Source organism: Luteococcus japonicus, from assembly GCF_003752415.1.
Taxonomy (GTDB): Bacteria; Actinomycetota; Actinomycetes; order Propionibacteriales; family Propionibacteriaceae; genus Luteococcus; species Luteococcus japonicus.
On the sequence record NZ_RKHG01000001.1, the window covers coordinates 2049699 to 2075137 of the forward strand.

26 protein-coding genes are annotated in these 25439 nt (G+C 68.0%); 12 read left to right on the forward strand and 14 right to left on the reverse strand.

Annotated features, from left to right (window positions below; genetic code table 11):
• From EDD41_RS09840 to EDD41_RS09850, 3 genes are read left to right on the forward strand one after another with little or no spacing between them, the layout of a single operon-like run.
• Positions 1–765 carry an ABC transporter permease gene (locus EDD41_RS09840; RefSeq protein ID WP_123575777.1) on the forward strand — a complete coding sequence of 255 codons (765 nt, stop codon included), beginning with the start codon at positions 1–3 and terminating at the stop codon, positions 763–765.
• Positions 762–1841: a sensor histidine kinase gene (locus EDD41_RS09845; RefSeq protein WP_123575778.1), complete on the forward strand. Its 1080-nt coding sequence runs from the start codon at positions 762–764 to the stop codon at positions 1839–1841. The genes EDD41_RS09840 and EDD41_RS09845 overlap by 4 nt, the downstream gene beginning before the upstream one ends.
• On the forward strand, positions 1835–2443 hold the full coding sequence (locus EDD41_RS09850; RefSeq protein WP_094763651.1) for a response regulator transcription factor: 609 nt from the start codon (positions 1835–1837) through the stop codon (positions 2441–2443). The genes EDD41_RS09845 and EDD41_RS09850 overlap by 7 nt, the downstream gene beginning before the upstream one ends.
• A 65-nt stretch (positions 2444–2508) precedes the next feature.
• Here the strand turns inward: EDD41_RS09850 and EDD41_RS09855 are convergent, their stop codons facing one another.
• The gene (locus tag EDD41_RS09855; RefSeq protein ID WP_123577003.1) at positions 2509–4002 is read right to left on the reverse strand and encodes an APC family permease; all 1494 of its coding nucleotides are present in this window, start codon (positions 4000–4002) and stop codon (positions 2509–2511) included.
• 108 nt (positions 4003–4110) lie between these two features.
• Complete coding sequence (gene argE, locus EDD41_RS09860) at positions 4111–5280, reverse strand: acetylornithine deacetylase (RefSeq protein WP_123575779.1); 1170 nt, start codon at positions 5278–5280, stop codon at positions 4111–4113.
• 176 nt (positions 5281–5456) lie between these two features.
• Here argE and EDD41_RS09865 point away from each other — a divergent pair, with 176 nt between their 5' ends.
• Positions 5457–5924: a DUF1707 SHOCT-like domain-containing protein gene (locus EDD41_RS09865; protein ID WP_211336627.1), complete on the forward strand. Its 468-nt coding sequence runs from the start codon at positions 5457–5459 to the stop codon at positions 5922–5924.
• A gap of 103 nt (positions 5925–6027) precedes the next feature.
• Here EDD41_RS09865 and EDD41_RS09870 read toward each other — a convergent pair whose 3' ends face one another.
• Entirely contained in the window at positions 6028–6645 is a 618-nt protein-coding gene (locus tag EDD41_RS09870) for a YdcF family protein (protein ID WP_123575781.1), read from the reverse strand.
• Between the two features lie 390 nt (positions 6646–7035).
• Between EDD41_RS09870 and EDD41_RS09875 the strand changes: the two genes are divergently transcribed.
• Entirely contained in the window at positions 7036–7890 is an 855-nt protein-coding gene (locus tag EDD41_RS09875) for an aminoglycoside adenylyltransferase domain-containing protein (protein WP_123575782.1), read from the forward strand.
• Positions 7883–8230, forward strand: a complete 348-nt coding sequence (locus tag EDD41_RS09880) for a metallopeptidase family protein (RefSeq protein WP_094763656.1) — start codon at positions 7883–7885, stop codon at positions 8228–8230. Before EDD41_RS09875 ends, EDD41_RS09880 begins: the two co-directional genes overlap by 8 nt.
• 58 nt (positions 8231–8288) lie before the next feature.
• Here EDD41_RS09880 and EDD41_RS09885 read toward each other — a convergent pair whose 3' ends face one another.
• The 3 genes from EDD41_RS09885 to EDD41_RS09895 all read right to left on the reverse strand — a co-directional run bounded on the left by EDD41_RS09885 (position 8289) and on the right by EDD41_RS09895 (position 9722).
• A complete protein-coding gene (locus EDD41_RS09885) occupies positions 8289–8750 on the reverse strand; it encodes an Rv0909 family putative TA system antitoxin (RefSeq protein WP_123575783.1) in 462 nt (153 codons plus the stop codon).
• 133 nt (positions 8751–8883) lie between these two features.
• Complete coding sequence (locus EDD41_RS09890) at positions 8884–9150, reverse strand: acylphosphatase (protein ID WP_123575784.1); 267 nt, start codon at positions 9148–9150, stop codon at positions 8884–8886.
• Positions 9151–9173: 23 nt separating this feature from the next.
• Positions 9174–9722, reverse strand: coding sequence for a YceI family protein (locus EDD41_RS09895; protein WP_094763659.1), 549 nt, complete (start codon positions 9720–9722; stop codon positions 9174–9176).
• A gap of 77 nt (positions 9723–9799) precedes the next feature.
• On the opposite strand from EDD41_RS09895, the gene EDD41_RS09900 reads away from it, so the two are divergent.
• From EDD41_RS09900 to EDD41_RS09910, 3 genes are all read left to right on the forward strand, one after another.
• Positions 9800–11272: a S8 family peptidase gene (locus tag EDD41_RS09900; RefSeq protein WP_123575785.1), complete on the forward strand. Its 1473-nt coding sequence runs from the start codon at positions 9800–9802 to the stop codon at positions 11270–11272.
• Between the two features lie 197 nt (positions 11273–11469).
• Positions 11470–12750 (forward strand): citrate synthase, encoded by a 1281-nt coding sequence (locus EDD41_RS09905; protein WP_123575786.1) that lies wholly within the window; start codon positions 11470–11472, stop codon positions 12748–12750.
• Between the two features lie 168 nt (positions 12751–12918).
• On the forward strand, positions 12919–13479 hold the full coding sequence (locus EDD41_RS09910) for a hypothetical protein (RefSeq protein ID WP_094763662.1): 561 nt from the start codon (positions 12919–12921) through the stop codon (positions 13477–13479).
• Positions 13480–13546: 67 nt separating this feature from the next.
• Here the strand turns inward: EDD41_RS09910 and EDD41_RS09915 are convergent, their stop codons facing one another.
• Entirely contained in the window at positions 13547–14539 is a 993-nt protein-coding gene (locus tag EDD41_RS09915) for a ferric reductase-like transmembrane domain-containing protein (RefSeq protein ID WP_148060525.1), read from the reverse strand.
• A gap of 44 nt (positions 14540–14583) precedes the next feature.
• Between EDD41_RS09915 and EDD41_RS09925 the strand changes: the two genes are divergently transcribed.
• A complete protein-coding gene (locus EDD41_RS09925; RefSeq protein WP_170165317.1) occupies positions 14584–15453 on the forward strand; it encodes a ferritin-like domain-containing protein in 870 nt (289 codons plus the stop codon).
• 345 nt (positions 15454–15798) lie between these two features.
• Here the strand turns inward: EDD41_RS09925 and EDD41_RS09930 are convergent, their stop codons facing one another.
• From EDD41_RS09930 to EDD41_RS09960, 7 genes are all read right to left on the reverse strand, one after another.
• Positions 15799–17526 carry a fumarate hydratase gene (locus EDD41_RS09930; RefSeq protein ID WP_094763665.1) on the reverse strand — a complete coding sequence of 576 codons (1728 nt, stop codon included), beginning with the start codon at positions 17524–17526 and terminating at the stop codon, positions 15799–15801.
• Between the two features lie 70 nt (positions 17527–17596).
• The gene (locus tag EDD41_RS09935) at positions 17597–18631 is read right to left on the reverse strand and encodes a hypothetical protein (RefSeq protein ID WP_123575789.1); all 1035 of its coding nucleotides are present in this window, start codon (positions 18629–18631) and stop codon (positions 17597–17599) included.
• A 132-nt stretch (positions 18632–18763) separates the two neighbouring features.
• Entirely contained in the window at positions 18764–19519 is a 756-nt protein-coding gene (locus EDD41_RS09940) for a type 1 glutamine amidotransferase domain-containing protein (protein ID WP_123575790.1), read from the reverse strand.
• 170 nt (positions 19520–19689) lie between these two features.
• The gene (locus EDD41_RS09945) at positions 19690–20334 is read right to left on the reverse strand and encodes a hypothetical protein (protein WP_123575791.1); all 645 of its coding nucleotides are present in this window, start codon (positions 20332–20334) and stop codon (positions 19690–19692) included.
• 171 nt (positions 20335–20505) lie between these two features.
• On the reverse strand, positions 20506–20721 hold the full coding sequence (locus tag EDD41_RS09950) for a hypothetical protein (RefSeq protein ID WP_123575792.1): 216 nt from the start codon (positions 20719–20721) through the stop codon (positions 20506–20508).
• Positions 20722–21081: 360 nt separating this feature from the next.
• On the reverse strand, positions 21082–22500 hold the full coding sequence (locus EDD41_RS09955; protein WP_148060526.1) for a HAMP domain-containing sensor histidine kinase: 1419 nt from the start codon (positions 22498–22500) through the stop codon (positions 21082–21084).
• Positions 22497–23177: a response regulator transcription factor gene (locus EDD41_RS09960; protein ID WP_245995608.1), complete on the reverse strand. Its 681-nt coding sequence runs from the start codon at positions 23175–23177 to the stop codon at positions 22497–22499. The genes EDD41_RS09955 and EDD41_RS09960 overlap by 4 nt, the downstream gene beginning before the upstream one ends.
• A gap of 187 nt (positions 23178–23364) precedes the next feature.
• Between EDD41_RS09960 and EDD41_RS09965 the strand changes: the two genes are divergently transcribed.
• The gene (locus tag EDD41_RS09965; protein ID WP_123575793.1) at positions 23365–24684 is read left to right on the forward strand and encodes a sensor histidine kinase; all 1320 of its coding nucleotides are present in this window, start codon (positions 23365–23367) and stop codon (positions 24682–24684) included.
• Entirely contained in the window at positions 24684–25337 is a 654-nt protein-coding gene (locus EDD41_RS09970; protein WP_211336729.1) for a response regulator, read from the forward strand. Before EDD41_RS09965 ends, EDD41_RS09970 begins: the two co-directional genes overlap by 1 nt.
• The last annotated feature ends 102 nt before the right edge of the window (positions 25338–25439 follow it).

Genomic DNA, 25439 nt, shown 5'->3' on the forward strand with positions numbered 1-25439 from the left:
GTGAACGCCACCTACATTCGCATCGACCTGTTGAGGCAACTGCGCAGCATCCCGACGATCGCGTTCACCTTCGCGATGCCCAGCTTCATGTACGTGCTGTTCGGCGCGAACATGCCCTATGGCGATTCGATGTCCGGGCATGCCAACACCAAGTTCTACGTGATGACCTCGATGGCTGCCTACGGTGCGGCGACGGCGGCGGTCAGCATCTCGTCCATGTCGGCCACCGAGTCGATGCTCGGCTGGGGCCGTCAACTTGCCCTGACCCGGGCCAGCAGCGCATCGGTGGTGGGCAACAAGGTGGCCGTGGCGACGGTCGTCGCGATGATCGCGCAGGCCCTGGTCTTCGGTGTGGGCTGGCAGACCGGCGCGCGGGCCGACAGCTGGCAGGTGTGGCTGTGGACCTTCCTGATCTCCCTGGCCGGAGCGGCCCTCTTCGCTGCCTACGGCCTGGGCATGGGCCTGCTGTTCAAGTCCGAGACGGCGGTGGGCCTGGCCAGCTCGTCGCTGGTCTTCCTGGCCTTCCTGGGCAATGTCTTCACCCCGCTGGACGGGTTCATGCTCAAGCTGGCGCACGTCACCCCGATGTACGGCTACATCGGTCTGGTCCGCTGGCCTCAGCTGGAGGGCAGTCTGGTGCAGACCGGACCCGAGACGCCGGGCTCCGACGCACTGTGGGTGCTGCTGGCTAACCTCGGGGCATGGACGCTCGTCTTCGTCGCGCTGGCCCTGCTGGGGCTGCGTCGCGCCCGAACGCGCCAGTGACGTCGCCCACCGCCAAGGAAGGCCCCGTCGACGTCATCAGCATGACGATGTCGGGCATCTGGCTGGTCTTCCTCGTCTACCCGGTCAGCGGCCTGCTCACCCGGCCGGCTGCCGACCGGGCCGTCGGTTTCGCCCTGATGGGCCTGTTCGTCATCGGCTACCTCGCGATGCTGCGCAGGCTGGGCCTGCACGTACCCGAGAACCGCCACTGGCTGCAGGTGGTGATCTTCGCGGGGCTGGTGGCCGTCGCGGTGGCGAGCGTCCCGGTGCTGGGCGCCGCGGCGATGGGCTATGTCCCCTTCCTCACCGCAGCCGCCGTCTGGGGGCTGTGGACGCCGGTCAACAGGTGGGTGGGCGTGGCGACGCTGGCCGTCGCACTCCTTGTCGCCCTCGCCTACGGCGTGACCTCGGACAGCGTCAGCGTCCTGCTGGCGGGCGTGCTGATCCTGGTGGTCGGCTGGCTGGTGACCTGGATGATCGACAAGGGCATGGCGGACGAGGCGCGCGAACGTCGCCTGCTGGTGGTGGAGGAACGCAACCGGATCGCCTCCGACGTGCATGACCTGCTGGGGCACTCGTTGACCGTCGTCAACCTCAAGCTGCAGCTCATCGACCGGCTGCTGGAGGCCGACCCCGGCCGCGCCCACACGGAGCTCACCGAGACCCGGGCGATTGTCGCGGAGGCGCTGGGAAATGTGCGGCGCACCGTCTCCATGGAACGTTCGTCGAGCCTCGCCGACGAACTGGCCCAGGCACGGAGCGCCCTTCAGGACAGCGACGTGGAACTGGTCGTCGACGGCAACCCGGATGCCCCGACGGGTCCGATGGCTCTGGTCCTGGGCTGGGTGCTGCGCGAGTCGGTGACCAATGTGCTGCGCCACGCCCACGCGAGCCAGGTGCGGGTGACCATCTCTGCCCGACGCCTGGTGGTGGAGGATGATGGTGACGGCTTGACCGGGACGCCGCACGACGGCAATGGGTTGCGCGGCATGCACGAACGGGTCGCGGCAGCCGGTGGCGAGTTGGGCGTCGGACATGGCGAACTGGGCGGCGTGAAGGTGGAGGTGGCGTGGTGACCAGGGTGCTGCTGGCCGATGACCAGGCGCTGGTGCGCGGCGCACTGGGTGCCCTGCTGGAACTGGAGGGCGACCTCGAGGTGGTGGCCCAGGTGGGCCGCGGCGACGAAGTGGTGGACGCCGCCCGAGCCAGCGGCGCCGAGGTGTGCCTGCTGGACATCCAGATGCCCGGCCTCGACGGACTGCAGGCCACCGCCGCCGTGCGACGGGAACTGCCGGGGGTGCGGGTGCTGGTGGTGACCACCTTCGACCGCCCCGGCTACCTGCGCCAGGCCCTGGAGGCGGGTGCTTCGGGCTTCATCGTGAAGGACGCCCCCGCCGAGCAGCTCGCGGAGGCGGTCCGACGGGTGGCCGCCGGCCTGCGCGTCGTCGACCCGGCCCTGGCCGAGGCCTCCCTGCTGGGCGGTCCCAACCCACTCACGGACCGGGAGCGCGAGGTGCTCAGGTTGGCCCGCGACGGGGATTCCGTGGCGCGGATCGCCCAGCAGGTGCACCTGTCCCCCGGCACGGTGCGCAACCACCTGTCGTCGGCGATTGGCAAGACCGGGACGGAGAACCGGGTGGAGGCCGCTCGGGTTGCCACCGACAACGGCTGGATCTGAAGCCCGCGGAGACGCAGACAGGGGCCGCACCGGTCACTTCCGGTGCGGCCCCTGCGAAGGTCGGCTCAGCGAGTGGGGCCGTCCTCGTCGTGCTTGCGCAGGACGTCCAGCAGCGGCGGTACCTCTGCGACGGGGTATTCGGCCTCCCATTCCACGTCGCCCAGGTGCTCGACGTCGCGGATCCTCGTCTCCTGGTGGTAGACGAACTTGTTGATGGCGAAGGTGAGGGCACCCAGCACCAGGCCCACCAGCAGCAGCCAGCCGGCCACCTTGTAGTCGCTGCTGGCACGGCCGGACAGCGGGCTGGCCAGGAAGGCGGCGCTGATGGCGCCGAGCACCGCCATCACCGTCGGCGTGGTGAAGTGCTTGGTCTCCTTGCTGTCCTTGCGCAGCACCAGTACGGCGATGTTGACCACGGTGAAGACGCAGAGCAGCAGCAGGGCGGTGGTGCCACCCAGTGCGGTCAGGTTGCTGAACCAGACGAGGCCCAGGGCCAGCAGCGTGGTGAAGATGATGGCCACCCAGGGCGTACGGCCCTTCTCGCTCACCTTGCCCAGCGAACGCGGCAGCACACCCTCGTGCGCCAGGCCGTAGAGCAGCCGCGAGGCCATCAGCATGTTGAGCAGCGCGGTGTTGGAGACGGCGAACATCGTGATGCCGGCGAAGACGCCCGTCGGGAAGTGCGGGGCACCCACCTGGACCACCTGGAGCAGCGGGGTGGATCCTTCACCCAGCTTGTCCGGCGAGACCAGCGAGACCGAGGTGATGGCCACCAGCACGTAGACCACGCCCGTCAGGCACAGGCCCAGCAGCAGCATCTTGGGGAAGATCTTGACCGGGTCCTTGGTCTCCTCGGCCATGTTCACCGAGTCCTCGAAACCCACCATGGCGAAGAAGGCCAGGGCGGTGGCCGCGGTGACGGCGCTGAAGGCGTTCTTGCCCTCGGCGACGTTGACCTGGGTGAGGCGGCTGAAGTCGGCATCACCCTGGGTCATGGCCCACACGCCGACGACCAGCACGATCGCCAGGCCGGACAGCTCGATCATGGTCAGCACCACGTTGAGCTTCACCGACTCGGAGACGCCGCGCAGCGTGATGAGCATCAGCAGCAGCAGGAAGGCACCGGCCACGGCCTTGAGGCCGATGCCGTGTTCTGCGAAGTCCCAGCCGAACATGGCGGCCAGGTTCCCGGCGAAGGCCTTGGAGGCGCTGGCCGAGGAGGTCAGGCCGGAGCACATCACGGTGAAGGCCACGATGAAGGTGAAGAAGTGACTCTTGAAGGCCCGCTGGGTGTAGAGGGCCGCACCAGCTGCCTGGGGATATTTGGTGACCAGTTCCAGGTAGCTGAAGGCGGTCAGCAGGGCGACGAGGAAGGCTGCCAGGAAGGGCAGCCAGACGATGCCGCCCACCTGGGCGGCAACCTTTCCGGTCAGGGCGTAGACGCCAGTGCCCAGGATGTCTCCCATGATGAACAGCAACAGGAGGCCCGGGCCGATCACCCGGTTCAGCGACGGCTGGTCCCCACGGCCGTCGGCAACGGGTTCGGTGGCAGTATTCATGCGCATACTGTGTGGCCCAAGGTGGCCATCTGCCAAGCCCTCTTGCATGGTGGGATTGAGACTTCCGCCGCGGGCCCTGTTCTGCTACAAGCAGTAGGAATTGGGATCTCAGCGGGTCATCTCGGCCAGCAGCGAGGCCATGAAGCGCTCGCACGCGGTGACCTGGGAGAGCTCGATGAACTCGTCCGCGGCGTGGGCCTGGGCGATGTCGCCGGGGCCACAGACGACGGTGGGAATCCCTGCGGCCTGGAAGAAGCCGGCCTCGGTGCCGTAGGTCACCTTGTCATCGCAGCGCTGTCCGCCGAGCTTCTCGGCAAGGTCCACGACCTCCTCGTCGGGGGCGGTGTCCAGCCCGGCGACACCGCTCAGCAGCTCAATCTGCGCCCCCGCGGCCGGGTTGGCCTGCTTCATCCGCTGGTCGAGCTCGGCAACCAGGCCTTCCAGGTCCGCGACGACGGCCTGGTCGTCGACGGCGGCGACGGAACGGAATTCCAGCACCATCTCCGCCCGGGAGGGCACGATGTTCCACGCGGTGCCGCCGTGGAACTCGTTGACGCCGCCGGTGCTCCAGGTCACGGGATAGGCCCCGTCGAAGGGTCCGTCGGCCTGCCAGCCGTCGGTGACCTGCTTCCAGTGGGCCAGCAGGATGCCCGCGTACTCGATGGCATTGACGCCCTGCGGCTTGAGCGAGGAGTGGGCGTTGACGCCGGTGAAGACGGCGCGCAGGGCGTAGCTGGACTTGTGGGCGCGGATCACGCGCATGCTGGTGGGCTCCCCGACGAAGCAGGCCCGGGGGTCGATGCCCAGCTGCTCGACGGCGGCCACCATGTCCGCCGCGCCGAGGCAGCCGGGTTCCTCGTCATAGCTGAAGGCGAGGTGGATGGGTTCGGCCAGTTCCGCCTCCACCATCCGGGGCAGCAGGTGCATGATGACGCCCAGGTAGCCCTTCATGTCCGCGGTGCCGCGGCCGTAGAAGCGGCCGTCACGGACCTCCGGTTCGAAGGGGGCGCTGGCCCAGTCCTGCCCGTCGACGGGGACCACGTCGGTGTGTCCACTCAGCAGAATGCCGCCGGTGGTGCCGCCGTCGGCGGCGGGGATGGTGGCCACCAGGCCCTGCTTGAGGCCGTCGGGCGAGTCAAACAGGTGCGGCTCCACGCCCAGCCGCCGGAACTCCTGTGAGACAAGCTCGACAAGCGGCTTGTTGGTTTCCCGGCTGGTGGTGTCGATCGGGCACAGGCGGGTGATCCAGTCCAGGCTGGCGGGGGTCGCGTCGCGCATGGCTCCTTTCTACAGGACGCCCTGCGAGCGTTGCGCAAACGACGACCATCACGTGGACCATGATCCCGCTGACAAGGCCGGGTGCCTTCCGCTGCCCTCACGGTGCCCGCCAGTCCGCAACCCTTGCAGGGGCATGGCCATCGGAAGCTGGCCAGGCCGTGGGCGACAATGGGAATGTGAGCCTCCCTGAACCCCGCATCGGCGACGCCGAACGCGACGATGCCGCCACCCTGCTGCAGGAACACCTCGCGGCCGGACGCATCACGCACGCCGAGTTCGACGAGCGGATCACCGCCGCGCTGGCGGCCCGCACACAGGGTGACCTGGACGTCCTCTTCCTGGACCTTCCCGGCCGTCGCCCCGGCCACCAGCGGGCCACCGGCCGCTACGCCCCCACGGGCCAGCCCGGGGAGATGGCACCCGTCGAGTGGGAGGACCAGCCCAAACCCGAGGCCCCGCGCCCGTGGTGGACGCACTGGGGTCTGCTGGTTCTCCTGGTGGCCCTGTCCGGACCGACGCGCGGTCGACTGGGGGTCTTCATCCCTCTGGTTGCGGTCTGGGTCTTCTGGCTTGGGCCCGTCGTGGCACAGGCCCAGCACAACCGCCGCTTGGTGAAGGAGCGGCGCCGCGAAATCGGCCGCTGAACCCGTCACGTCGCGCCGTATCCTGCACGGTGCGCCAGCACGTGTTCCTTGCGCCCCGACACCCGTCGCGTCGAGCACCAAGCGGCGCGACGTGATGTAGGGCTCAGCGCATCATCGCCCAGGCCAGGAAGAGCGGCAGCGGCAGCGTGACCAGGCAGAAGACCAGGACCTGCATGCGCCAGAATCCCTTCATCACGGCGACGAACTCGCGCAGCATCGCGCTGGGCCAGAAGTAGTCGGCGGTGCGGGTGCCCACCACCTGCACCGGCACCCCGATCTCGCTGGCCAGCAGGGCAGCGCGCATCGCGTGGTAATTGCTGGTGACGGCCACACCACGGGCCCCGGGGCCCAGCCGGGGATCGGCCAGCATCACGTCGGTGGTCAGCCGCAGGTTCTGTTCCGTGGTGGCCGACTGGTCCTCCAGCAGCAGGTCCTCGGCAGGAATGCCCCTGTCCAGGGCGTAGCGCGCCATCGCGACGGCCTCCGCCACCAGCTCGTCGGATCCCTTGCCGCCACTCATCACCAGCAGCGGGCGACGGCCCGCGGCACGCTCGCGACGGTAGAGGTCCAGCGCACCGTCGATCCGGCCGGCCAGCAGTGGCGGAACCCGCTCCCTGATCAGACCGGTACCCAGGGTGACGATGTAGTCCGGCTTCGAGGAGCGGGCCAGCCGCTGGTAGAGCACCCCGTAGCCGACGTGGCCGAAGAAGAGCAGCGCCACCCACCCTCCCGCCGGCCAGGGCCAGCCAGATGGACAGCGGCAGGAAGGAAGGACTCCACACCAACAAGCCCAGTGCCAGGGCCATCACCAACAACAACACCACCAGCGTGGCGGCTGTGGGGTCACCGGCCAGGGTCGACGTCACGGCCAGCAGCCCGACGAACAGTCCGATCCGCCCCGCATTGCGCAGCCTCCGGGCATCGGTGCGCATCCCGCGCCACGTCCACCATCCGGCGGTGGTGGTGGCGAGCAGGCTGGTCATCAGGACAGCGGGATGCATGTGGACAAGACTCCCCGCACGAGCCGTCCGCCCGCATAAACCACCCGGCTGGTCCGGGCCTCATCCCGAGGGATGACCACCCGGGCCCCACACGCGTTAGGGTCAGCGTCATGGACGACGAGCTGCCTGAGGTGGTGCGGCAGATCTGTGCGTCCTTCACCCATGCCCTCAACAACACCTCCGAGGACCTGCTGGTGGGCCTGTACCTGCGCGGCTCCCTGTGTTGGGGAGAGTTCTTCGAATCCTCCGACGTTGACTTCACCGCCGTTCTGTCCCGGCGTCCGGGAGTGCATGACCTGCAGGCCCTGGAGTCGGCCCACACCCAGATCTGGTTCGAGTTCCCGGAGCATGACTTCGACGGACACCATGTGGTGCTGGAGGACCTGCATCATCCCCCCGCCGACTGCCCGCACGTGCCTTGTGCCCATGCCGGAACCTTCACCGCGGCCGGTCTGCAGGACGTGAACCCGGTCAGTTGGGCCGAGCTGTCCCAGCGCGGCATCCGGGTCACCGGCCGGGACCCCCAGCGCCTGGGCATCGCCCACGACCAGGACCGGCTGCTCGCCTACTCGCGCAAGAACCTGGACCGCTACTGGGGCCGCACCGCCAAGGAACTCAAGCTGGGGTGGATGCTGGCGGGCCGCCGCGATGACGCGATCGCCTGGTGCACCCTGGGCGTCGCCCGGCTCCACCACCTGCTGGCCACCGGAGAACTGACCTCGAAGAGTGGTGCCGGGCGCTACATCCTCGACGAACTCGACGAACGCTGGCACCCCCTGGCCGCCGAGGCACTGCGCATCCGCGAGAGGCCTGACGAACCGTCCACCTACCGCTCCCACTCCCAACGCGGCAAGGATGTTCGTGACTTCGTCGCCTGGTGCGTCTCCTCGTCCCCCGCGCCTTCTTCCTCGTCCCCCGAGCCTGTCTCCCCATCCCCCGAGCCTGTCGAGGGGACCCATGGTTGAGATGGGGGCCGACGAGTTCGAGGAGCTCGTCGCCGAGGCCTTGGAGGAGATCCCCGACGAGCTGATGTCCCTGGTGGACAACTGCCTGCTGATCGTGGAGGACTTCAACGACGAGGACCTCACACTGCTGGGCCTCTACGAGGGCATTCCGCTGACCGAGCGGGAGGCCAACTTCACCGGGATGCTCCCGGACCGGATCTTCGTCTACAGGATTCCCACGCTGGAGATGTGCCGGGATGCCGACGAGGTGGCCGAGGAGGTGCTCACCACCGTCGTGCACGAGATCGCCCACTTCTTCGGCATCAACGACGAGCGGCTGCACGAACTGGGCTGGGCTTGATCCCACATGGAGCGGCCCCCGACCGAGGTCGGGGGCCGCTCCATGTGGCGTGGGGTGGTCAGGCGTTGGTGCCGTCGACCTTGTTGGTCAGGTCCTCGGCCGCGTTGTCGATCTTGGCGCCGGTGCTGCGCTTGGCCTCGGTCTTGTCCAGCGCCTTGGCGATGATCTCCTTGACCTTGGTCACCACATTCGTGGCCTTGCCCTGGGTCTTGGCGTCGATCGCCTGCGCGGCCTTCTCGACGGTGCTGTCGATCTTCTCGCGGTTCTTGTGGACGGCCTCGCCGGCCTTGCTGGCGGCCTGGTCAGCGGCTTCCTTGGCCTTGACCGCCGCCTCCTTGGCCTTGTCCTGGGCTTCCTTGGCCTTGTCCTGGGCGCCCGCGGTGCCAGCCTTCAGCTGCTCGGCCTTCTCCTGGGCAGCCTTCTTGGCGGCGTCCGCCTGGGCCTTGGCCTTCGCGGCGGCGTCGGCAGCGGCCTGCTTGGCGGCGTCGGTCTGGTGGGCTTCGTCGTTGAACTGCGTCATGGTCCATCTCCTGATCACGATCGATTGGCCGCTGTGGCCCTCACCTCAACGGTAGAGGGTGCGGCTGCGCCGGTACAGCAATTCGGGGACGCCCTCAGCGAACAGCCTTGTGAGAGCTGGTCCAGGACCGAATTCAGCGCACTTCGAAGGAGCCGAGCCCCCGCGGGGTCACTCGTCTCTCCTCCACCCGGTCGACGCGTGCCCACCGAGGGCCTTGGCGGCACCAGTCCAGCAGTTGCTGCACCGGTCCGTCCTCTCCCTCAGCCCAGAGCTCCACCTTGCCATCGGGCATGTTCCGCACCCAACCGCAGACACCGATCGCCTGGGCCTGCTGCAGGCAGCGCCAACGAAACCCGACGCCCTGCACCTGGCCGGAGACCACCGCATGGACTGCCACCATGACCAGCTCCTCGTGGGTGGGGCTCAGGACTGCTTGATGGCCGAGATCTCGAACTCCAGCGTGACCTTCTCGCTGACCAGCACACCGCCGGTGTCCAGCGCGGCATTCCAGGTGAGGTTGAAGTCACGACGGTTCACCTCGGTGCGGCCCTCGAAACCGATCCGGTCATTGCCCGACGGGTCCGTGACGGCGCCGGTGAACTCGAAGGGGATGGTCAGGGTCTTCATGACGTCCTTGATGGTCAGGTCACCGGTGATCTCGACGGTGTCCGAATCGACGGCCTCCACATTCGTGGAGACGAAGGTGATCTTCGGGAACTTCTCGCTCTGGAAGAAGTCCTCGCCGGCCAGGTGGGCGTCGCGGTCCGCGGTGCCGGTGCTGACGCTGGCGACGTCGATGTCCACGGTCACGCTGCTGGTCTGCGGCGCGGAGCCGTGCACCTGGGCCGTGCCGGAGAAGCTGGTGAAGATGCCGCGAACCTTGGTGATCATGGCGTGCCGGGCGACGAAGGCCAGGCTCGAATGCGTGGTGTCGAGCACATAGGTGCCCTCGAGGCTGGTCATGTCTGTCATGTCTTTCCTTCTTTCGACGACGAGGAATCGCTGGTTACAGTGAAGCAGCAAGACCATCCCCTTCCCCAAAGGCAGCAATGTTCCTCACCACGAGCTTCCGCCGGGTCCTGTCGGTCCTCGTCACGCTGGGCACCCTCCTCGCGGCCGGGCTTGCCACCGCCCCTGCCGAGGCGGCGCCCCAGCCCAAGACACGCTGGATCGTGCGTTTCGCCACCCAGGACGCCATGCGCACGGTGCAGGCCTCCAGCGATGCCACGGCGCCGGGGCGTGCCCGGCACGTCTTCCGTCAGGCCTTCCCCGGTGTGGCCACGTCGATGACGGCCAGCCAGGCCGCCCGGCTGCGCAAGCTTCCCGGGGTGCTCTCGGTGAGGCCGGACCGCCGGATCCGCGCCTTCGACGTGCAGAACAATCCTCCACGGGGCCTGGACCGGGTGGACCAGCGCACCTCGCAGGCCACCCGCACCTACACCAGCACGAAGACCGGTGAGGGAGTGACCGCCTACATCGTCGACTCGGGCATCAACCGCGCCCACACGGACTTCACGGGGCGGCTCAGTTCCGGCCCCAACTACGACCTGCCCGGCACCCCACCCGACGACTGCGCCGGGCACGGCACCCACGTCGCCGGAATCCTCGCCGGTACCCGCCATGGTGTGGCCAAGAAGGCCCGCATCGTGCCCATCCGCGTCCTGGACTGCGATTCCGGCGGCTTCGAGTCCGACACGCTGGCGGCCCTGGACTGGGTGGTGGCCAACCACGCCGCGGGCAAGCCCGCCGTGCTGAACATGAGCCTGGGCGGTGACGCCAGCACCGAGATGACCGCCGCAGTGAAGCGGGTCCTGGCCGACGGGGTGACCGTGGTCGGGGCCGCGGGCAATGCCCCACCGGATGGCAAGCCCACCTCCGCCTGCAATGTCAGCCCCGCCAACCTGCCCGCCGTCATCACCGTCGCGAATTCCTCGGTCTGGAACCGCCAGTCACCCACCAGCAACTACGGCAGCTGCGTGGACCTATACGCCCCGGGCGAGGACATCACGTCGGCCTGGATCGGCAGTTCGACGGCAGTGGCGCAGAATTCCGGCACGTCGATGGCCGCACCCTTCGTCTCCGGCCTGGCCGCCCTGGTGGCCCAGGCCCGCCCCACCTGGACCCCGGCACAGGTCGCGGCACAGGTCACGGCCCAGGCGACCCCCAATGTCATCGCCAACCCGACCTCGGGAACGCCGAACCGGATGATCAACACCCTGAGCACCGTCACCCCCGGCATGATCGAGAAGGCTCCCCGTCCCACCATCTCGGGCACGACGCAGGTGGGCCAGACCCTGACCTCCAGCGCCGGGACCTGGGGAGTGGGCAGCGTCGCACTGACGCGCCAGTGGTTCCGCTTCGACGCCGCCGGCAAGCAGACCCTCATCACGGGAGCCACCGGGGCCACCCATCGCCTGACATCCGCGGACCGTGGCCACACCATCAAGGTGCTCGTCACGGGGCGCAAGCCCAACTACGCATCAAAGTGGGTGTGGTCAGCCGGTACACGGACCGTGGCCTGACCACACGGCGACCACCTAAGGGCCACCCCGCTCACCGGCGGCGGCGGTCCGCACCGTAGACTGCTGCGATTTCGCAGTGGGCTACAAGGCTGTATCGTGTGCCACATCCGCTGGCAATGACCGCCAGTGCGCTGTGCCTACGCACGTCTTTTGACTCGGCCGGAGCCCCAGGGACTCCGTTCAAGGAGGAACCGTTCATGACTGATGCCACCTTCACTCTCGGGGACAAGCAGGTTCAGCTTCCCCGGATTGTCGCCACCCAGGGCAACAATGGCCACGACATCAACAAGCTGCTGGCCCAGACTGGCGACACCACCTATGACCAGGGCTTCTCCAGCACCGCGTCGTGCAAGTCTGCGATCACCTTCATCGACGGCGATGCCGGCGTCCTGCAGTACCGGGGCTACTCGATCGAGCAGCTGGCCGAGAAGTCCAGCTTCCTGGAGACTGCCTACCTCGTGATCTACGGCGAGCTGCCCACGGCCGAGCAGCTGGCCACCTTCGAGGACCGCATCACCAAGAACATGATCATCGACGAGCGAATGCGTGACTTCTTCCGCTGCTTCCCCCGTCGTTCGCACCCGATGCCCGTGCTGGCTGCCGGCATCATGGGCCTGAGCACGTTCAACTCGGAGACCACCGGCCTGGACAACGATTCCGTCGAGGAGGCCACCACCCGTCTGCTGGCCAAGGTCCCGACCCTGGCTGCCTACGGCTACAAGAACTCCATCGGCAAGCCCACGCTGTACCCGGACCACTCGCTGAACTACATCGAGAACTTCGAGCGGATGAGCTTCGGCAACCCGGCCGAGCCGTACCAGATCGACGACAAGATCACCCGCGCCCTCGAGGTGCTGCTGATCCTGCACGCCGACCACGAGCAGAACTGCTCCACCTCCACGGTGCGTCTGGTGGGCTCCTCGCAGGCCAACTTGTACGCCTCGGTCGCCTCCGGCGTGAACGCCCTGTCCGGCCCGCTGCACGGCGGCGCCAACCAGGAAGTCCTGGAGATGCTGCAGCAGATCAAGGACTCCGGCATGAGCGTGCAGGAGTTCGTGGACAAGGTGAAGAACAAGGAATCCGGCATCAAGCTGATGGGCTTCGGTCACCGCATCTACAAGAACTACGACCCGCGCGCCAACATCATCAAGAAGCACGCCGACGAGGTGCTGCAGCTGAAGGAGGGTCGCCGCGACCTGCTGGACATCGCCCAGGAGCTGGAGCAGACCGCCCTCAACGACGACTACTTCCAGAGCCGCAAGCTCTACCCGAACGTCGACTTCTACTCGGGCCTGATCTACGAGGCCATGGGCTTCCCGGTCAACATGTTCACCGTGCTCTTCGCCATCGGCCGCCTTCCCGGTTGGATCGCCCAGTGGCGCGAGCAGAACAACGACAAGTCCACCAAGATCGGCCGTCCGCGCCAGGTCTACGTCGGCCAGACCCACCGCGACTTCGTGCCGCTCGAGCAGCGCTGACGCACCGCTGCTTTCCAGACAGGGGCTCCACCTCAGGGTGGGGCCCCTGTTCGCGTCCCACCCCGACGTCCGAGCCCACACACACCGGTGGCCGAGCCTGTCGAGGCCCCATTCCGCCGTCGGCGATATGCCTTCCCCACCCGCCGACGAGAGCTCCACACTGAGGTCATGACCCAGTTCACGCAGCAAGAGTCCGAAGCCATCCGCAATGGTGCGATGGGTGCCGTCGCCCTGGTCTCCCAGGCCGAGCCCGGCTTCCTCGCGACCTTCAAGGAGTCCATGGCAGCCTCCAAGGCGCTGGCCTCCGCTCCCGCCGAGTTCACGCAGCTGATGAAGAGTGGCATGACGATGCCGCCGGCCGCCTCCAGCAAGGAGGAGATGGTCAGCAAGCTGCTGGGCAACCTCCGTGAAGCCGTCCAGGTGGCCAGCAAGGACGAGGCCACGCTGGCCGCCCTGAAGAACTACGTGACGGCCGCAACCCAGCAGGTCGCCGAGGCCGCCAAGGGTGTCTCCCCCGAGGAGACCGCGATGATCGAACAAATCCAGGCCGTCCTCAACCAGGCTCCTGCCGCTACACCGGAAGCCCCCGCCGCGCCCGCCGAGCAGGCTCAGGCCACTCCCGCCGAGCAGGCCCCTGCCCGGCCGGCCGCCCCGGTGGAGAACCCGCCCCAGGCGACGGCCGAGAACCCGGCCGGGCAGGCCGAGCTGAAGTGGCCCACCCAGGGCTGATCCCGCACATCCGAGCACACGGGGCGGGCCCGGCCACTGTGGTCGGGCCCGCCCCGCAGTTCGTCTCTCAGAAGTCGAAACGCTCGGCGTGCAGCTGCGCCTGCGCAATCCCGGCGGCCCGGGCATCTGCCTCCACCAGCTCCATCCAGGACCGCGGGCCACAGAGGTAGACATCGGCCTGGCCAAGCCAGGGCGCCAGGTCCGTCAGGCGCAGGTCCTGACCGGCCGGCACCCAGGAGTCCCCACGCGGCCCGGTGAGCATGACCAGGTGGGCACCCTTCGCGGCGCACAGGGTCTGCACCTCGTCGAGGTGGTAGAGCTCCTCCGGAGCCGAGGCCCGCAAGACCACCAATGACCGGCCAGGCAGGGTGTCGGTCTCCTCCAGCACGGCCCGCACCGGAGCAATGCCGACGCCCGAGCCCACCAGCACCACCGCGTCCCGGGTCCGCGCCCGTGCGGTGAAGACCCCGTAGGGACCTTGGACGCTCACCCTCGTGCCCGGCTTCAGCTCCATCATCCGGGCGGTGCCGCGGCCAAGACTGCGGACCGTGATCCGCAGGCTGTTGCCCCTTGGTGCGGCGGACAGGCTGAAGGGGTGCTGCTGGCCCACCAGCGACGGGGTCCAGAAGCGCCAGTGCAGGAACTGGCCGGCGGCGACGTCGAGGCGGTCCACACCCCGGCCGGTGATCGTGATGGCCACCACGTCGTCGGCGAGCTCCTCCACCCTGCTGACCCGGAGCCCCAGCCGCAACGAACGCACCAGGGGCAACAGCACCCGGTAGGCCAACAGGCTGAAGGTGGTGGCGGCGTAGAGACCGATCCACCACGCCCGCGCCCAGCCGGTCTCGAACATGTTGTCCATCGTGAACTGGTGCGGGATGCTCAACGCGACGGCCAGGTAGGTGGTCAGGTGTACTGCGTGCCACAACTCATAGGGCAGGTGCTGGCGCACGGCCAGGATGATCGACGTGATGCTGCGCCCAGCTCCATGCGGCGGACGGACGACGTGGTGCGCACGCCGGTGGCGCTGCGGGCAAGGATGCTGGAACTCATGCTCCAAGGCTGATGGCGAAGCCTATGAGGAGGCTGTGCCCTCCGTGTGGTGTGGCTGCGAACCGACGCACCCCCGTGCCCCGGCGGTGGATCCCCGACGGCTGGTCACCGGGCCTGCTGCTCGGCCATCTGGGCGCGCACGGCGTCCATGTCCAGGCCCCGGATCTGCTCGATGAGCTGGTCCAGTACGGCGGCCGGGAGCGCGCCGGACTCCCGGAAGACCGGGCTGCCGTCGCGGAAGGCCATCAGGGTGGGGATGGCCTGGCCCAACCCGCCCAGAAGGCCGACGCCGAGCTCGCCTCCGCACCCACCTTCAGCCGCGAGGAGGAGCGGATGGCCCGTGACCTGTACGCGGCCCTCGCCAAGAAGTACGACGACGCACTGCCATTCAGCCGCATCACCCTGTCCGAGCAGCGCCACTTCGACGCAGTGGGCACCCTGATGACCCGCTACGGCGTAGCGGACCCATCCGCCGGCAAGGCCGCCGGGAAGTATGCCGACGAGGACATCCAGAAGCTCTACGCCGGATGGCTGGCGCAGGGCAGCAAGTCCCTGGAGGACGCCCACCAGGGGGGCATCGACCTGGAGAAGAGGGACATCGCCGACCTCCAGCGGGAGCTCAAGGCCGTCAAACAGTCCAACGTGAAGCTGGTCCTCGAGCGCCTCCTGGCCGGCTCCGAGAACCACCTGCGCGCCTTCACAGCCGCCAAGGACGGAACCCTCGGGCAGATGGGAGGCCGACAAGGTCGTCGCGGCGGGCAGGACATGGGCCGCAGCGGCCAGGCCGGCCAGCGGGGTGGCAAGGGCATGGGCATGCGAGCTGGAGGCGGACAGGGCCTCAGCAGCCGACGAAGGTCGGGCACCGCAATCAGGACTCCGGCGGCCGCGGCCACCTGGACGGCCCCCATGACCGGGTTGTAGCTGACGGCACCTCCTCCCACTGCGGGAAAGATGACCCAGAGCCCCAACAGCGCGAGGGCGACCGGGGCGAGCCATGCACGGGCCACGCGTAGCCAGGCGCCCGCCTCGCCAGCCGGTGCTCGGGAACGGCTCACGTCGCCGACCGTCATGTCACCCCCAGCCTTGCTGCGTGCCGAATGGCGTTGCTCCCATGCTCCACCCGCGCGGGGCCAGCTGCGCCGTACCACCTGGCTGACACCAAACTGGTGGGCGCGTCAGCAGGGCCCGGGTCCATGTGGAGTTCCACGTGAAACCCGGGCCCTTGCCCTCACCGACGGCCGAGCCTGTCGAGGCCCCTGCAGGCGGTTACTTCTTGCCCTCGGTGTCGCCGGCGGAGTCGATGTCCGGGCGGGTGGAGATGCTCATCACCAGCGGCTTGTTGACCTCAGCGAAGAAGTCATTGCCCTTGTCGTCGACGACGATGAAGGCCGGGAAGTCCTCCACCTCGATGCGCCACACGGCCTCCATGCCCAGCTCGGGGTACTCCAGCACCTCGACCTTCTTGATGCAGTCCTGGGCCAGACGGGCGGCGGGGCCACCGATCGAGCCCAGGTAGAAGCCGCCGTGCTTGGCGCACGCGTCGGTGACCTGCTGCGAGCGGTTGCCCTTGGCCAGCATCACCATCGAGCCGCCGGCGGCCTGGAACTGGTCCACATAGGAGTCCATCCGGCCGGCCGTGGTCGGGCCGAAGGAGCCGGACGCCATGCCCTCGGGGGTCTTGGCGGGGCCGGCGTAGTAGACCGGGTGGTCCTTCATGTACTGCGGCATCTCCTCGCCGGCCTCCAGGCGCTCACGGATCTTGGCGTGGGCGATGTCGCGGGCCACGACCAGCGTGCCGGTGAGGCTCAGGCGGGTCTTGACCGGGTGCTTGCTCAGCTCGGCCAGGATCTCGGACATCGGCTTGTTCAGGTCCACCTTCACCGCGGCACCCTTGCCGGTGCCGGAGATGCCGTCGCTCTCGGCATCCAGCTCGGCGTCGACGTGGTCGGGCAGGTACTGGGCCGGCTCGAACTCCAGCTGCTCGATGAAGACGCCGTCCTTGGTGATCTTGGCCTTGCACTGGCGGTCGGCCGAGCAGGACACGGCGATCGCGACGGGCAGCGAGGCGCCGTGACGGGGCAGGCGCACCACGCGGACATCGTGGCAGAAGTACTTGCCGCCGAACTGGGCGCCGATGCCGAGCTTGCGGGTGAGCTCCAGCACGTTCTCCTCGAGCTCGTGGTCGCGGAAGCCGTGGCCGGTGATGTCGCCATGCTCGGGCAGGGTGTCCAGGTACTTGGCCGAGGCGTACTTGGCGGTGCGCAGGGCCCACTCGGCCGAGGTGCCGCCGATCACGATGGCCAGGTGGTAGGGCGGGCAGGCCGCCGTACCCAGGCTGCGGATCTTCTCCTCGAGGAACTTCATCATCGAGTCGGGGTTCAGGATCGCCTTGGTCTCCTGGTACAGGTAGCTCTTGTTCGCCGAGCCACCACCCTTGGCCATGAACAGGAACTGGTACTCGTCGACGTCGTGGCCGGTGGCGGCCTCGATGTCGATCTGCGCCGGCAGGTTGGAGCCCGTGTTCTTCTCTTCCCACATGGTGATGGGGGCATTCTGCGAGTAGCGCAGGTTCAGCTTGGTGTAGGCGTTGTAGACGCCCAGGGCCAGGGCCTTCTCGTCGGGGCCCTCGGTGAGCACGTGCTGGCCGCGGTGACCGGAGACGATGGCCGTGCCGGTGTCCTGACACATGGGCAGCACGCCACCGGCGGCGATGTTGGCGTTCTTCAGCAGGTCGAGCGCGACGAACTTGTCGTTGGGGCTGGCCTCGGGATCGTCCATGATCTTCTTCAGCTGGCCCAGGTGCGCGGGGCGCAGGTAGTGCGCGATGTCGTGCATGGCGGTCTCGGCCAGCAGGGTGAGGGCTTCGGGCGCGACCTCCAGGAACTTGCGTCCGCCGGGCCCCTCGACCTCCTTCACGCCTTCGGTGGTCAGCAGGCGGTAGGGCGTCTCGTCCTTGCCGAGCGGCAGCATGTCCTCATAGGCAAACTCAGCCATCTTCACTCCTTCGTTGCGGGCTACCTCCAGTCTGTCACGAGGCCTCGGCGACGGGGAGCGCGGGTGAGCCTCAGTGGAGACTGCTGGCGACGCGCTGCATGGCCTTGTCCACGGTCGCCAGAGGCGTGTCCAGCGTCGCGCCGGTGATCACCAGGGTCCCCTCACCCCGGGCCGCACACTGCACGGTGGTGGTGTAGCCGTTGTCCTGCACCCGATGGGCGACACCAGCCACGCCACCGATCACGGGCACGGTGGACAGCTTGCTGGGTGTCCCGCTGCCCAGCTGCCGGGTGCATTCCTCCTCGATCGAGCCGTCGACACGCTCGACGTGACTGACTGCCAAAGTGGCGTTTGGATCCTTGTCCAGTATGAAGCTGGCGGAGTCCGCATCGCCCTGGTCCGCGATCTCGCTCCATCCTGACGGCAGGGTGAAGGTGCCGAAGTCCCGGGTGACCTGCAGGCTGCCGTCCTCGGCCGGCTGTGCGGGCTCGACGACGGCAGGCGGCACGACCTCCCGGTAGGCGTCCAGCCCAAAGCTGAACAGTGCCAGTCCGGCAAAGGCCAGGCCCGCGACGAGCAGTGCCCCGAACTGGCCCTTGGCCTTGCGGGCCATGTTCTGCTGCGTGGCGGTCTGCGCGCGACCAGTGGCAGGCCCTCCCGGCAGTTGCGGCGCCCGCCATCCGGGGGCGGACTGCTGTGGTTGCGGCAGGCTCCCGGGATGCTGCTGGAGACCCAGTACCTGTCCGGCCATCGGGTCGTGCGGCACCAGGGGCTGGGTGACCAGCGGTTTCGGGGCCAGCAGACCGGCCTGTCCGCCCATGCGCTCCACCGGCAGGACCGGCTCGTGGTCCTCCTCGTCGAGGTCTTCCAGCACCTGCGCCACCGCTCCGGACGGCTTGGGCTGAGGCTGTGACGCGGCTGGGGGCTGCCACGTGGGCGATCCGGTACTCGAGAGGCTGCTGGTGGCCGAGGTGAGGCTGGAGACCGTGCTCGGTTCTCGCCAGCCGCGCAGGGACAGGGTCGAGCTGGGGCCGACGAAGCTCCATCCCTCGCCGACACGTCGTACGGCCCGGGACTGCTCGTCGGCGTACCCGTCGTCATCCATGACTACCTCCCGGCTCTCTGCTCGCCATGATTCCACCACTCGGGTGCGACGCCCCGGCGAGCAGCCGGGTTCCCGGCCCCTCGACAAGCTCGGGGACCGGGGAACCAGGTTCGGGGACCGAAGCCCCGGGGGTCACTCCTCGGCGTCGTCGGCCTTCTCGGCATCCTTCTCCGCGCGCAGTTCCTCGGAGGCGGCCTTCTCCTCGGCCTTCTCCTCACGCACCAGGGTGGTGAGGATCTTCACGACCTCCTTGGCGACGCCGGCGGCCGACGCCGGGTTCTGCCCCGTGACCAGCAGGTCATCAACGCTGACACACTCTTCCCAGTCCTCGGCCTGCACCAGGTTGGCCCCCTGGGCCTCCAACTCACTGGACAGCAGGAAGGGCATCACGTCGGTGCGCCCCAGACGCTCCTCCTCGGAGTCGGTGAAGGCGGAGACCTTGCGCCCCTCCACGAGGCGCAAGCCATTGGCGAGTTCGACGTCGAGTAGCCCGGCCGGCCCGTGGCAGACGGCGGACACGACGGCACCCGCATCGGCGACGGCCTTCACCAGACGACCAAGGTGCTCATTGCCACGGAAGTCCACCATCGTGCCGTGGCCCCCCACCAAGTAGATCGCGTCGTACTGGTCAGCCTCGACGAACTCCACTTTCGCGGTGTTGTGGAGGCCCGCCTTCACCGCCTCGTCCTCCTCGAAGAGTTCGGTGATCTCGTCCCGGCGGCTGTTCGGGTCCACCGGTGGCGTGCCCCCCTTGATGGAGGCGAAGTCCACCACATGCCCGGCATCGCGGAAGACCTTCCACGGGTGCGCGGCCTCGCTGAGGGTGTATCCGGTGGGATTGCCGGCGATCTCGTCGGCGCTGGTCAGGACAAGCAATACCTTCTTCATTTGCCCAGCAAAGCGGCCTCGGCCCCAGGAGTCCAGCTTCTACGCGCCCAGTGAACACCCCCGTCGACCGGTTCGGGGAAGGAGTGCGCAATGCCCCGGTACCTCTCGTCGAGTACCGGGGCATTGCCTCTCCTGCAGTCAGTCGGCCGGTAAGGACGGCTCAGTGCTGTTCAGTCCTTCTTGCGGCCGAGGAAGGTCGACAGGAAGACGATTCCGCAGATGCCAGCACCCGCGGCAAGGGGCGAGAAGCCATCGCCCTGGTCGCCGGTGTGGGGCAGCGCCACGGGACGCTCGGCCGTGGTCTGCTCGGCCGGGGTCTGCGACAGCTGCGGATCTGCAGGTGTCTGTGCGACGGGCTTGGCCGCCTCGGGCTTGGGAGCCGGGGTCACCTCGTCATCGTCTGCGGGAGCCGACGGTTCGTCGGTCGGATCATTCGGCAGTGGAAGGTCGCTGGGGCACTCGCCGGGCTTCTCGTTGCCGGGGGCCGGGGTCTCACACGGAGTGGGAGCCGGGGTCTCGGACGGAGCGGGAGTCTCACTCGGCTCGGGCGTCGGGGCCGGAGTCTCACTCGGCTCCGGCGTCGGAGCGGGAGTCTCGCACTCGTCGCCGACGATGATGTGGCTGTCCACGACGATGGCGTAGTCCTCGCCGGGCTCCAAGGTGTCACCCAGGCTGTCGATCTGCTCCTGGGTGCCACGGTAGAGATCGGTCTGCACCACGCGACCGCACGGGATCTCACTGTTCACCGGAATGCGGGTCTGGGTGTAGGGCCACGGGTTGTTGGGATCGGCACCCTCGGGCAGGATCCACCACATCTCGACCTCGACGACCTCCGAGTCCTTGGCGGGCTTCGGGGTCTCACTCTGGGGCGGCTCCGCCGGCTTGCTGGTCTCGACCGGCTTGGCGGGCTCGGCCGGAGCACTCGGCTCCGCGGTGGCGGTCTGCGTGGGCTCGGCGGGCTTGTTGGTCTCTACGGGCTTCGTGGCCTACTCGGGCGCAGTGGTCTGGGCTGGGGCAGTGGTCTGGGCTGGAGCAGTGGTCTGGGCTGGAGCAGTGGTCTCGACGGTGCTGGGGCCACTGGGAGTGGCTCCACCATTCTCGTCCGCGAGTGCCGTGCTGGCACCGAACCAGCTGCCACTGGCAAGAACCAGGGCCCCGACGCAGGACGCCGAACGAATGTAAGTACGGGTGGTGGAGTGCATCAATGCAGTCCTTCCTGACAGGACGTGAATTGACGCGCTCCCCCCGAGCGCTGGACCTCAATTCACTCATTGTCCGCCCGATGACTCTCACCGCCCCCCGGCGGCGTCCCCCGAGCGCATCGCGGACAACTGTTTTACATCCTTGCTGAGAAATGAACCACTGGCCATAGTTGATGCAATTCCCGTGACTAGGCCTTTCATCGTAAATGACCTAGTCGCAGGGAAACTGATGAAAACCCTCGATGGATCAAAAGATCGTTTTCATCTGGGGATTTATTTGGAGCGTAATAAATATATTCCCTAGAAATATGACGTCCGTCATTTATATTCCGGGAAGGAGGCGTTGCCTCAACTCCCAATTCAGACCGTGGCGCTCTGGTGCACGCTGCATACAGCGGCCGTCTTGCGCGCCAAGGGAAGGGTCACCTCGAAGCACGCGCCAATCCGACGAGCACGTCCTGCCTCGTCCACGACCTCGGTGTCCGGCTGGTCGACGTAGACCACGTCCCCACCATGGGCCCGCGCGTAACCCCGGGCGATGGGCAGACCGAGGCCAGAGCCCTTGGTGGTCGTCGCGGTACTGGACAGGCGGACCAGACGGTCGAAGACGCGTTCCTGGTCCTCGGCAGGAATGCCCTGGCCGGAGTCGATCACGCGGAGCACCGCCATCTCCACCAGGTTCTGGTCACGCCGCGTGCTGAGCGCCATCAGGATCCAGCCCTCGGGTGCGGACACACGTCCCGCATTGTCCACCAGGTTGCGCAGCACACTGGTGATGCCCTGACGGTCCGCCATCACCAGGAGATTCTCCCCCTGGACCATGACCTCCAGCCGAGGATGCACCAGGGCGAGCCGGCGCTGCTCCGCCAGGGCGAGGTCTCCCAGGTCCAGAAGTTCCAGGTTCAGCTTCGGGCCGGCGTCCACCCGGGCCGCCTCCAAGAGACTGTTGACCAGATGCCCACCACGGCTCGCCTCGCGTCCCAGCAGGAAGGCCAGCTGCTCCCGCTCCTCGTCGGCGTCCTCGGGCAACTGGATCAGGGACTCCGCGGCGGCCTGGATGCCCGCCATCGGGGTCTTCAGTTCGTGGGCGGCATCCGACAGGAAAACCTGCATCTGTTCCGCCGAGGCCCGGGCCTGCGCCTCCGCCGCCCGAGCGCGGATCTCGGCGCCCTCGAGCTCGTCGAGCATCTCGTCGATGGCCGCGGCCGTGCGCCCCAACTCCGTGGTCTCCGAAGGGGCAGCCATCCGGATGCCGCGCTCGCCCTCCGTGATCCGGTTCGCCCGGTCCGCCATCACCTCGAGGGGTTTCAGCGCGACATCGGTGATCACCACGGTCAGCAGGCTGGCACCCACGATCCCCAACAGGCCCACCAGGAGCAGCGAGGTGTCCAGGGAACGGCGGGCGTTCACGACGGAATCCGTCGACTCCCACACCGTCACCTCGGCGCCATGGAGGTTTCGCGAGGTGTCGAGCACCTCTCGCACATATCGGATCCGCTCCTGCGGAGCGACGCTGCCGATGATGGTCCCGTCCGGCATCTTCACACTCACGTGCATGTTCCCGCGCTGCACCTGCTGCGCGAGCTCTCCCGGTTCGATCTGACCCTTCGCCAGGGTCTGCGCCCGCGCAGAGGCCTCCGACAGGCGCGTTTCCATGTCGCTGATCTGGCGGTTCATGAAGACGGCGTCTGTCACGACGCCAACCCCCAGCATGGTGAGCACCAGCACCACGAACATGGCCGCCAGTACTCGAGACCGGATCGACCGGCGACCGATCACGTAGTCCCCAGCCGATACCCTCGCCCGCGCACCGTGTGGATCACACGCGGTCCATGGGCCTCGAGCCGGCGTCGGAGGCTGGAGATGTGCACCTCGACGATGTTCTCGTCATAGCCGTCATATCCCCAGACAGCCGTGAGGAGCTGGGTCTTCGACACCACGCGCTCAGGGTGCTTGGCCAGCTGGCTCAACAGACGTCGCTCTGTCTCGGTCAGGTCAATCGTGGTCCCGTTGCGGCTGACGATGGCGGCGTCGTCGGCAACCGTCAGGTCACCGATCGTCACGCTGCTGCCCATCGCGCCGGTGCGACGCAGGATGGCCTCGATCCGGGCCATCAGCTCAACCATGGCGAACGGCTTTGCCAGATAGTCGTCCGCGCCCTGGCTCAGGCCGCGGATCCTGTCCGTCATCTCGTCACGCGCAGTCAGCATCAGAACACCCGCGCGTGAGAGCTTGCGCACCACGCCAAGAAGTTCGAATCCGTCCCGCCCCCCGGGAAGCATGACGTCGAGGATGACCAGATCGGGCTGACTGGAGGTGATCGCTCGCTCCAGGTCAGTTCCGTCCGGCAAGGCCTGTGCCAGATGACCCTGCGAACGCAGGGCTGACACGACCGAGGCGCGAATGACCTCGGAGTCCTCAACAATCAATACCTTGCTCACATTGCCATTCTGCACTTTCGTACAGCTTTGTGCGAGCCATTCACCGCGCTTTCGGCCCGCCGCCCAAACAACGGACATCACAGGCGTTCACTCGGACATCCCTGACCAGCAGGCAGATAAGGCCCAAACCAGTGCCTCGGACTCCGTCGCGCGGTGGAGGCGCCGAGGCACCCGAGCTGCATAGGGTCGAGGGGTGAGTGTCATGGAATGGTTCGGCGCCGACGAAGCGTGGGAGAGGCCCACCCCACCCGTCGGGCATTCCGACGTCCGCCTGGGCGTGGTGCTCCTCGCCATCAGTGCCCTGCTGCTGGAACTGAGCCGTTCCTTCGGTGACTTCAGCCAGGCCGCCGCCCCGTGGCAGCAGTACCTGTCGCTGGCCAGCATCTGCGCCGCCCTGGTGTGGCGACGTCGCTTCCCACTGCCGGTCTTCGGCCTCGCGGTGGCGCACTTCTTCGTCGTGTGCACCTGGGTGGGCGAGGTGGGCTACACCATGCCCTACCAACTGATCTTCTTCTTCGCGATCTACTCCACGGTGGCCTGGGCGCGCGACCGTCGCACCACCGTCATCGCGCTGGCCACGCTGGCGGTGGGCTTCGGGCTGTGGGTCGCATGGGACTTCGCCATGGGCCAGTCGGTGGAGAGCTTCCGACGCAACACCTCCGACTACACGCCGCACGGGCTCTTCCCGATGATCCCTGCCTGGGTGGTCTACACCGCCGTGATCAATGTGTGTTACATCGGTGGGGCGATGGCGATGGGACAGGCAGCCTGGCGGCAGGCCCGGGACCGGGCCCGGCTGGCGGAACAGGCCGAGACCATCGCCGGGCAGTCAGCCGAGCTGCGGGACCAGGCCGTCGTCGACGAGCGGCTGCGGATCGCCCGGGAACTGCACGACGTCGTCGCCCACCACGTCTCCGTGATGGGCATCCAGGCCGCTGGGGCGCGGCGACTCCTCGTGCACAAGCCCGAGCAGGCCGCCACGGCGCTGGAGCAGGTGGAGCAGTCCTCGCGGCAGGCCGTCACGCAGATGCGCAGCCTGCTGGGTGCGCTGCGGGGGACGGATGAGACCGAGGAGACCGGCCGTGAGCCGCAGCCGACACTGTCTGCCCTTCCCGGCCTGTTCGAGGACTGTCGACGCTCCGGGCTGCAGGTCGAGCACGACCTGGTGGAGGGTCTCCCCGGCACCGCCGAGGCCTTGCCGCTGCCGGTGCAGCTCTCGCTCTTCCGTACCGTGCAGGAGTCACTGACCAATGTGCAGCGTCACTCCACGGCCAGCCGGGCCTCGGTGACCGTACGCGTGCACAACCACGGAGGCGACGGCTGGGCGGAGGCCGAGGTGCTCGACGAGGGTCGTCCCCGCAGTGGTACGTCGGGCAGCGGTCTGGGACTGTTGGGGATGCGGGAGCGCATCACCTCGCACGGCGGTGTCCTGGAGGTGGGTCCCCGGGTGACCGGCGGCTACCGGGTGCGCGTCCGCCTGCCCCTCGACGGGGCGACCATCACGAGGGGAGAGAGCCGATGATCCGTGTCCTGCTGGCCGATGACCAGGCGCTGGTGCGCAGTGGCTTCCAGATGATCCTCGACGTCGAGGACGACATCGAGGTGGTGGCGATGGCCTCGCACGGTGGCGAGGCACTGGACCTGGCCCGCAGCTTGAGGCCCGACGTGATCCTGATGGATGTGCAGATGCCCGTGATGGACGGGATTGCCGCCACCCGCCAGGTGGTGGCCGAGGACTTGTCGCGAGTGGTGATCCTGACCACATTCGACCGCGACGACTACCTCTTCGACGCCTTGGAGGCGGGGGCTGCGGGCTTCCTGCTGAAGAATGCCGAACCGGAAAGGCTCGTCGAGGCCATCCGTGTGGTGGCCCACGGTCAGGGCCTGCTGGCGCCAGATGTCACCACCCGTGTCATCCGGCGGATGACCGCTGCCCGCCCGGAGGCCGCCGTCCGCACCGCCCCGGGCCTCCCCCACGGGGTGGAGCTCACCGCCCGCGAGACCGAGGTGCTGAAGCTGGTGGCAGATGGGATGAGCAACCAGGAGATCGCCCGGCAACTGTTCGTCGGGGAGGCCACCGTGAAGACCCACGTCTCCAATCTGCTGGCCAAGCTGGGGCTGAGGGACCGGGTGCAGGCCGTCGTCTGGGCCCACCGAACCGGCCTGGTCGACTGATCCGGCCTGGTCTCGAGCGCTCCCTCCACCTTCGGACGGAGGGGGACCAATCCTCCTCCTGAAGGATCCGCGGACACCCGTCGCGCTGAAAGGCTGTTCTCA

Excerpts from the sequence above, each read along its gene's own strand:
- EDD41_RS09900 (WP_123575785.1), top strand. The coding sequence starts at position 9,800 with ATGTTCCTCACCACGAGCTTCCGCCGGGTCCTGTCGGTCCTCGTCACG.
- EDD41_RS09875 (WP_123575782.1), top strand. The coding sequence starts at position 7,036 with ATGGACGACGAGCTGCCTGAGGTGGTGCGGCAGATCTGTGCGTCCTTC.
- EDD41_RS09945 (WP_123575791.1), bottom strand. The coding sequence starts at position 20,334 with ATGTGGTGGATCCTGCCCGAGGGTGCCGATCCCAACAACCCGTGGCCC.
- EDD41_RS09935 (WP_123575789.1), bottom strand. The coding sequence starts at position 18,631 with ATGGATGACGACGGGTACGCCGACGAGCAGTCCCGGGCCGTACGACGT.
- EDD41_RS09895 (WP_094763659.1), bottom strand. The coding sequence starts at position 9,722 with ATGACAGACATGACCAGCCTCGAGGGCACCTATGTGCTCGACACCACG.
- EDD41_RS09890 (WP_123575784.1), bottom strand. The coding sequence starts at position 9,150 with ATGGTGGCAGTCCATGCGGTGGTCTCCGGCCAGGTGCAGGGCGTCGGG.
- EDD41_RS09910 (WP_094763662.1), top strand. The coding sequence starts at position 12,919 with ATGACCCAGTTCACGCAGCAAGAGTCCGAAGCCATCCGCAATGGTGCG.
- EDD41_RS09880 (WP_094763656.1), top strand. The coding sequence starts at position 7,883 with ATGGTTGAGATGGGGGCCGACGAGTTCGAGGAGCTCGTCGCCGAGGCC.
- EDD41_RS09930 (WP_094763665.1), bottom strand. The coding sequence starts at position 17,526 with ATGGCTGAGTTTGCCTATGAGGACATGCTGCCGCTCGGCAAGGACGAG.
- EDD41_RS09855 (WP_123577003.1), bottom strand. The coding sequence starts at position 4,002 with ATGAATACTGCCACCGAACCCGTTGCCGACGGCCGTGGGGACCAGCCG.
- EDD41_RS09950 (WP_123575792.1), bottom strand. The coding sequence starts at position 20,721 with ATGCACTCCACCACCCGTACTTACATTCGTTCGGCGTCCTGCGTCGGG.
- EDD41_RS09905 (WP_123575786.1), top strand. The coding sequence starts at position 11,470 with ATGACTGATGCCACCTTCACTCTCGGGGACAAGCAGGTTCAGCTTCCC.
- argE (WP_123575779.1), bottom strand. The coding sequence starts at position 5,280 with ATGCGCGACGCGACCCCCGCCAGCCTGGACTGGATCACCCGCCTGTGC.
- EDD41_RS09885 (WP_123575783.1), bottom strand. The coding sequence starts at position 8,750 with ATGACGCAGTTCAACGACGAAGCCCACCAGACCGACGCCGCCAAGCAG.
- EDD41_RS09940 (WP_123575790.1), bottom strand. The coding sequence starts at position 19,519 with ATGAAGAAGGTATTGCTTGTCCTGACCAGCGCCGACGAGATCGCCGGC.
- EDD41_RS09965 (WP_123575793.1), top strand. The coding sequence starts at position 23,365 with ATGGAATGGTTCGGCGCCGACGAAGCGTGGGAGAGGCCCACCCCACCC.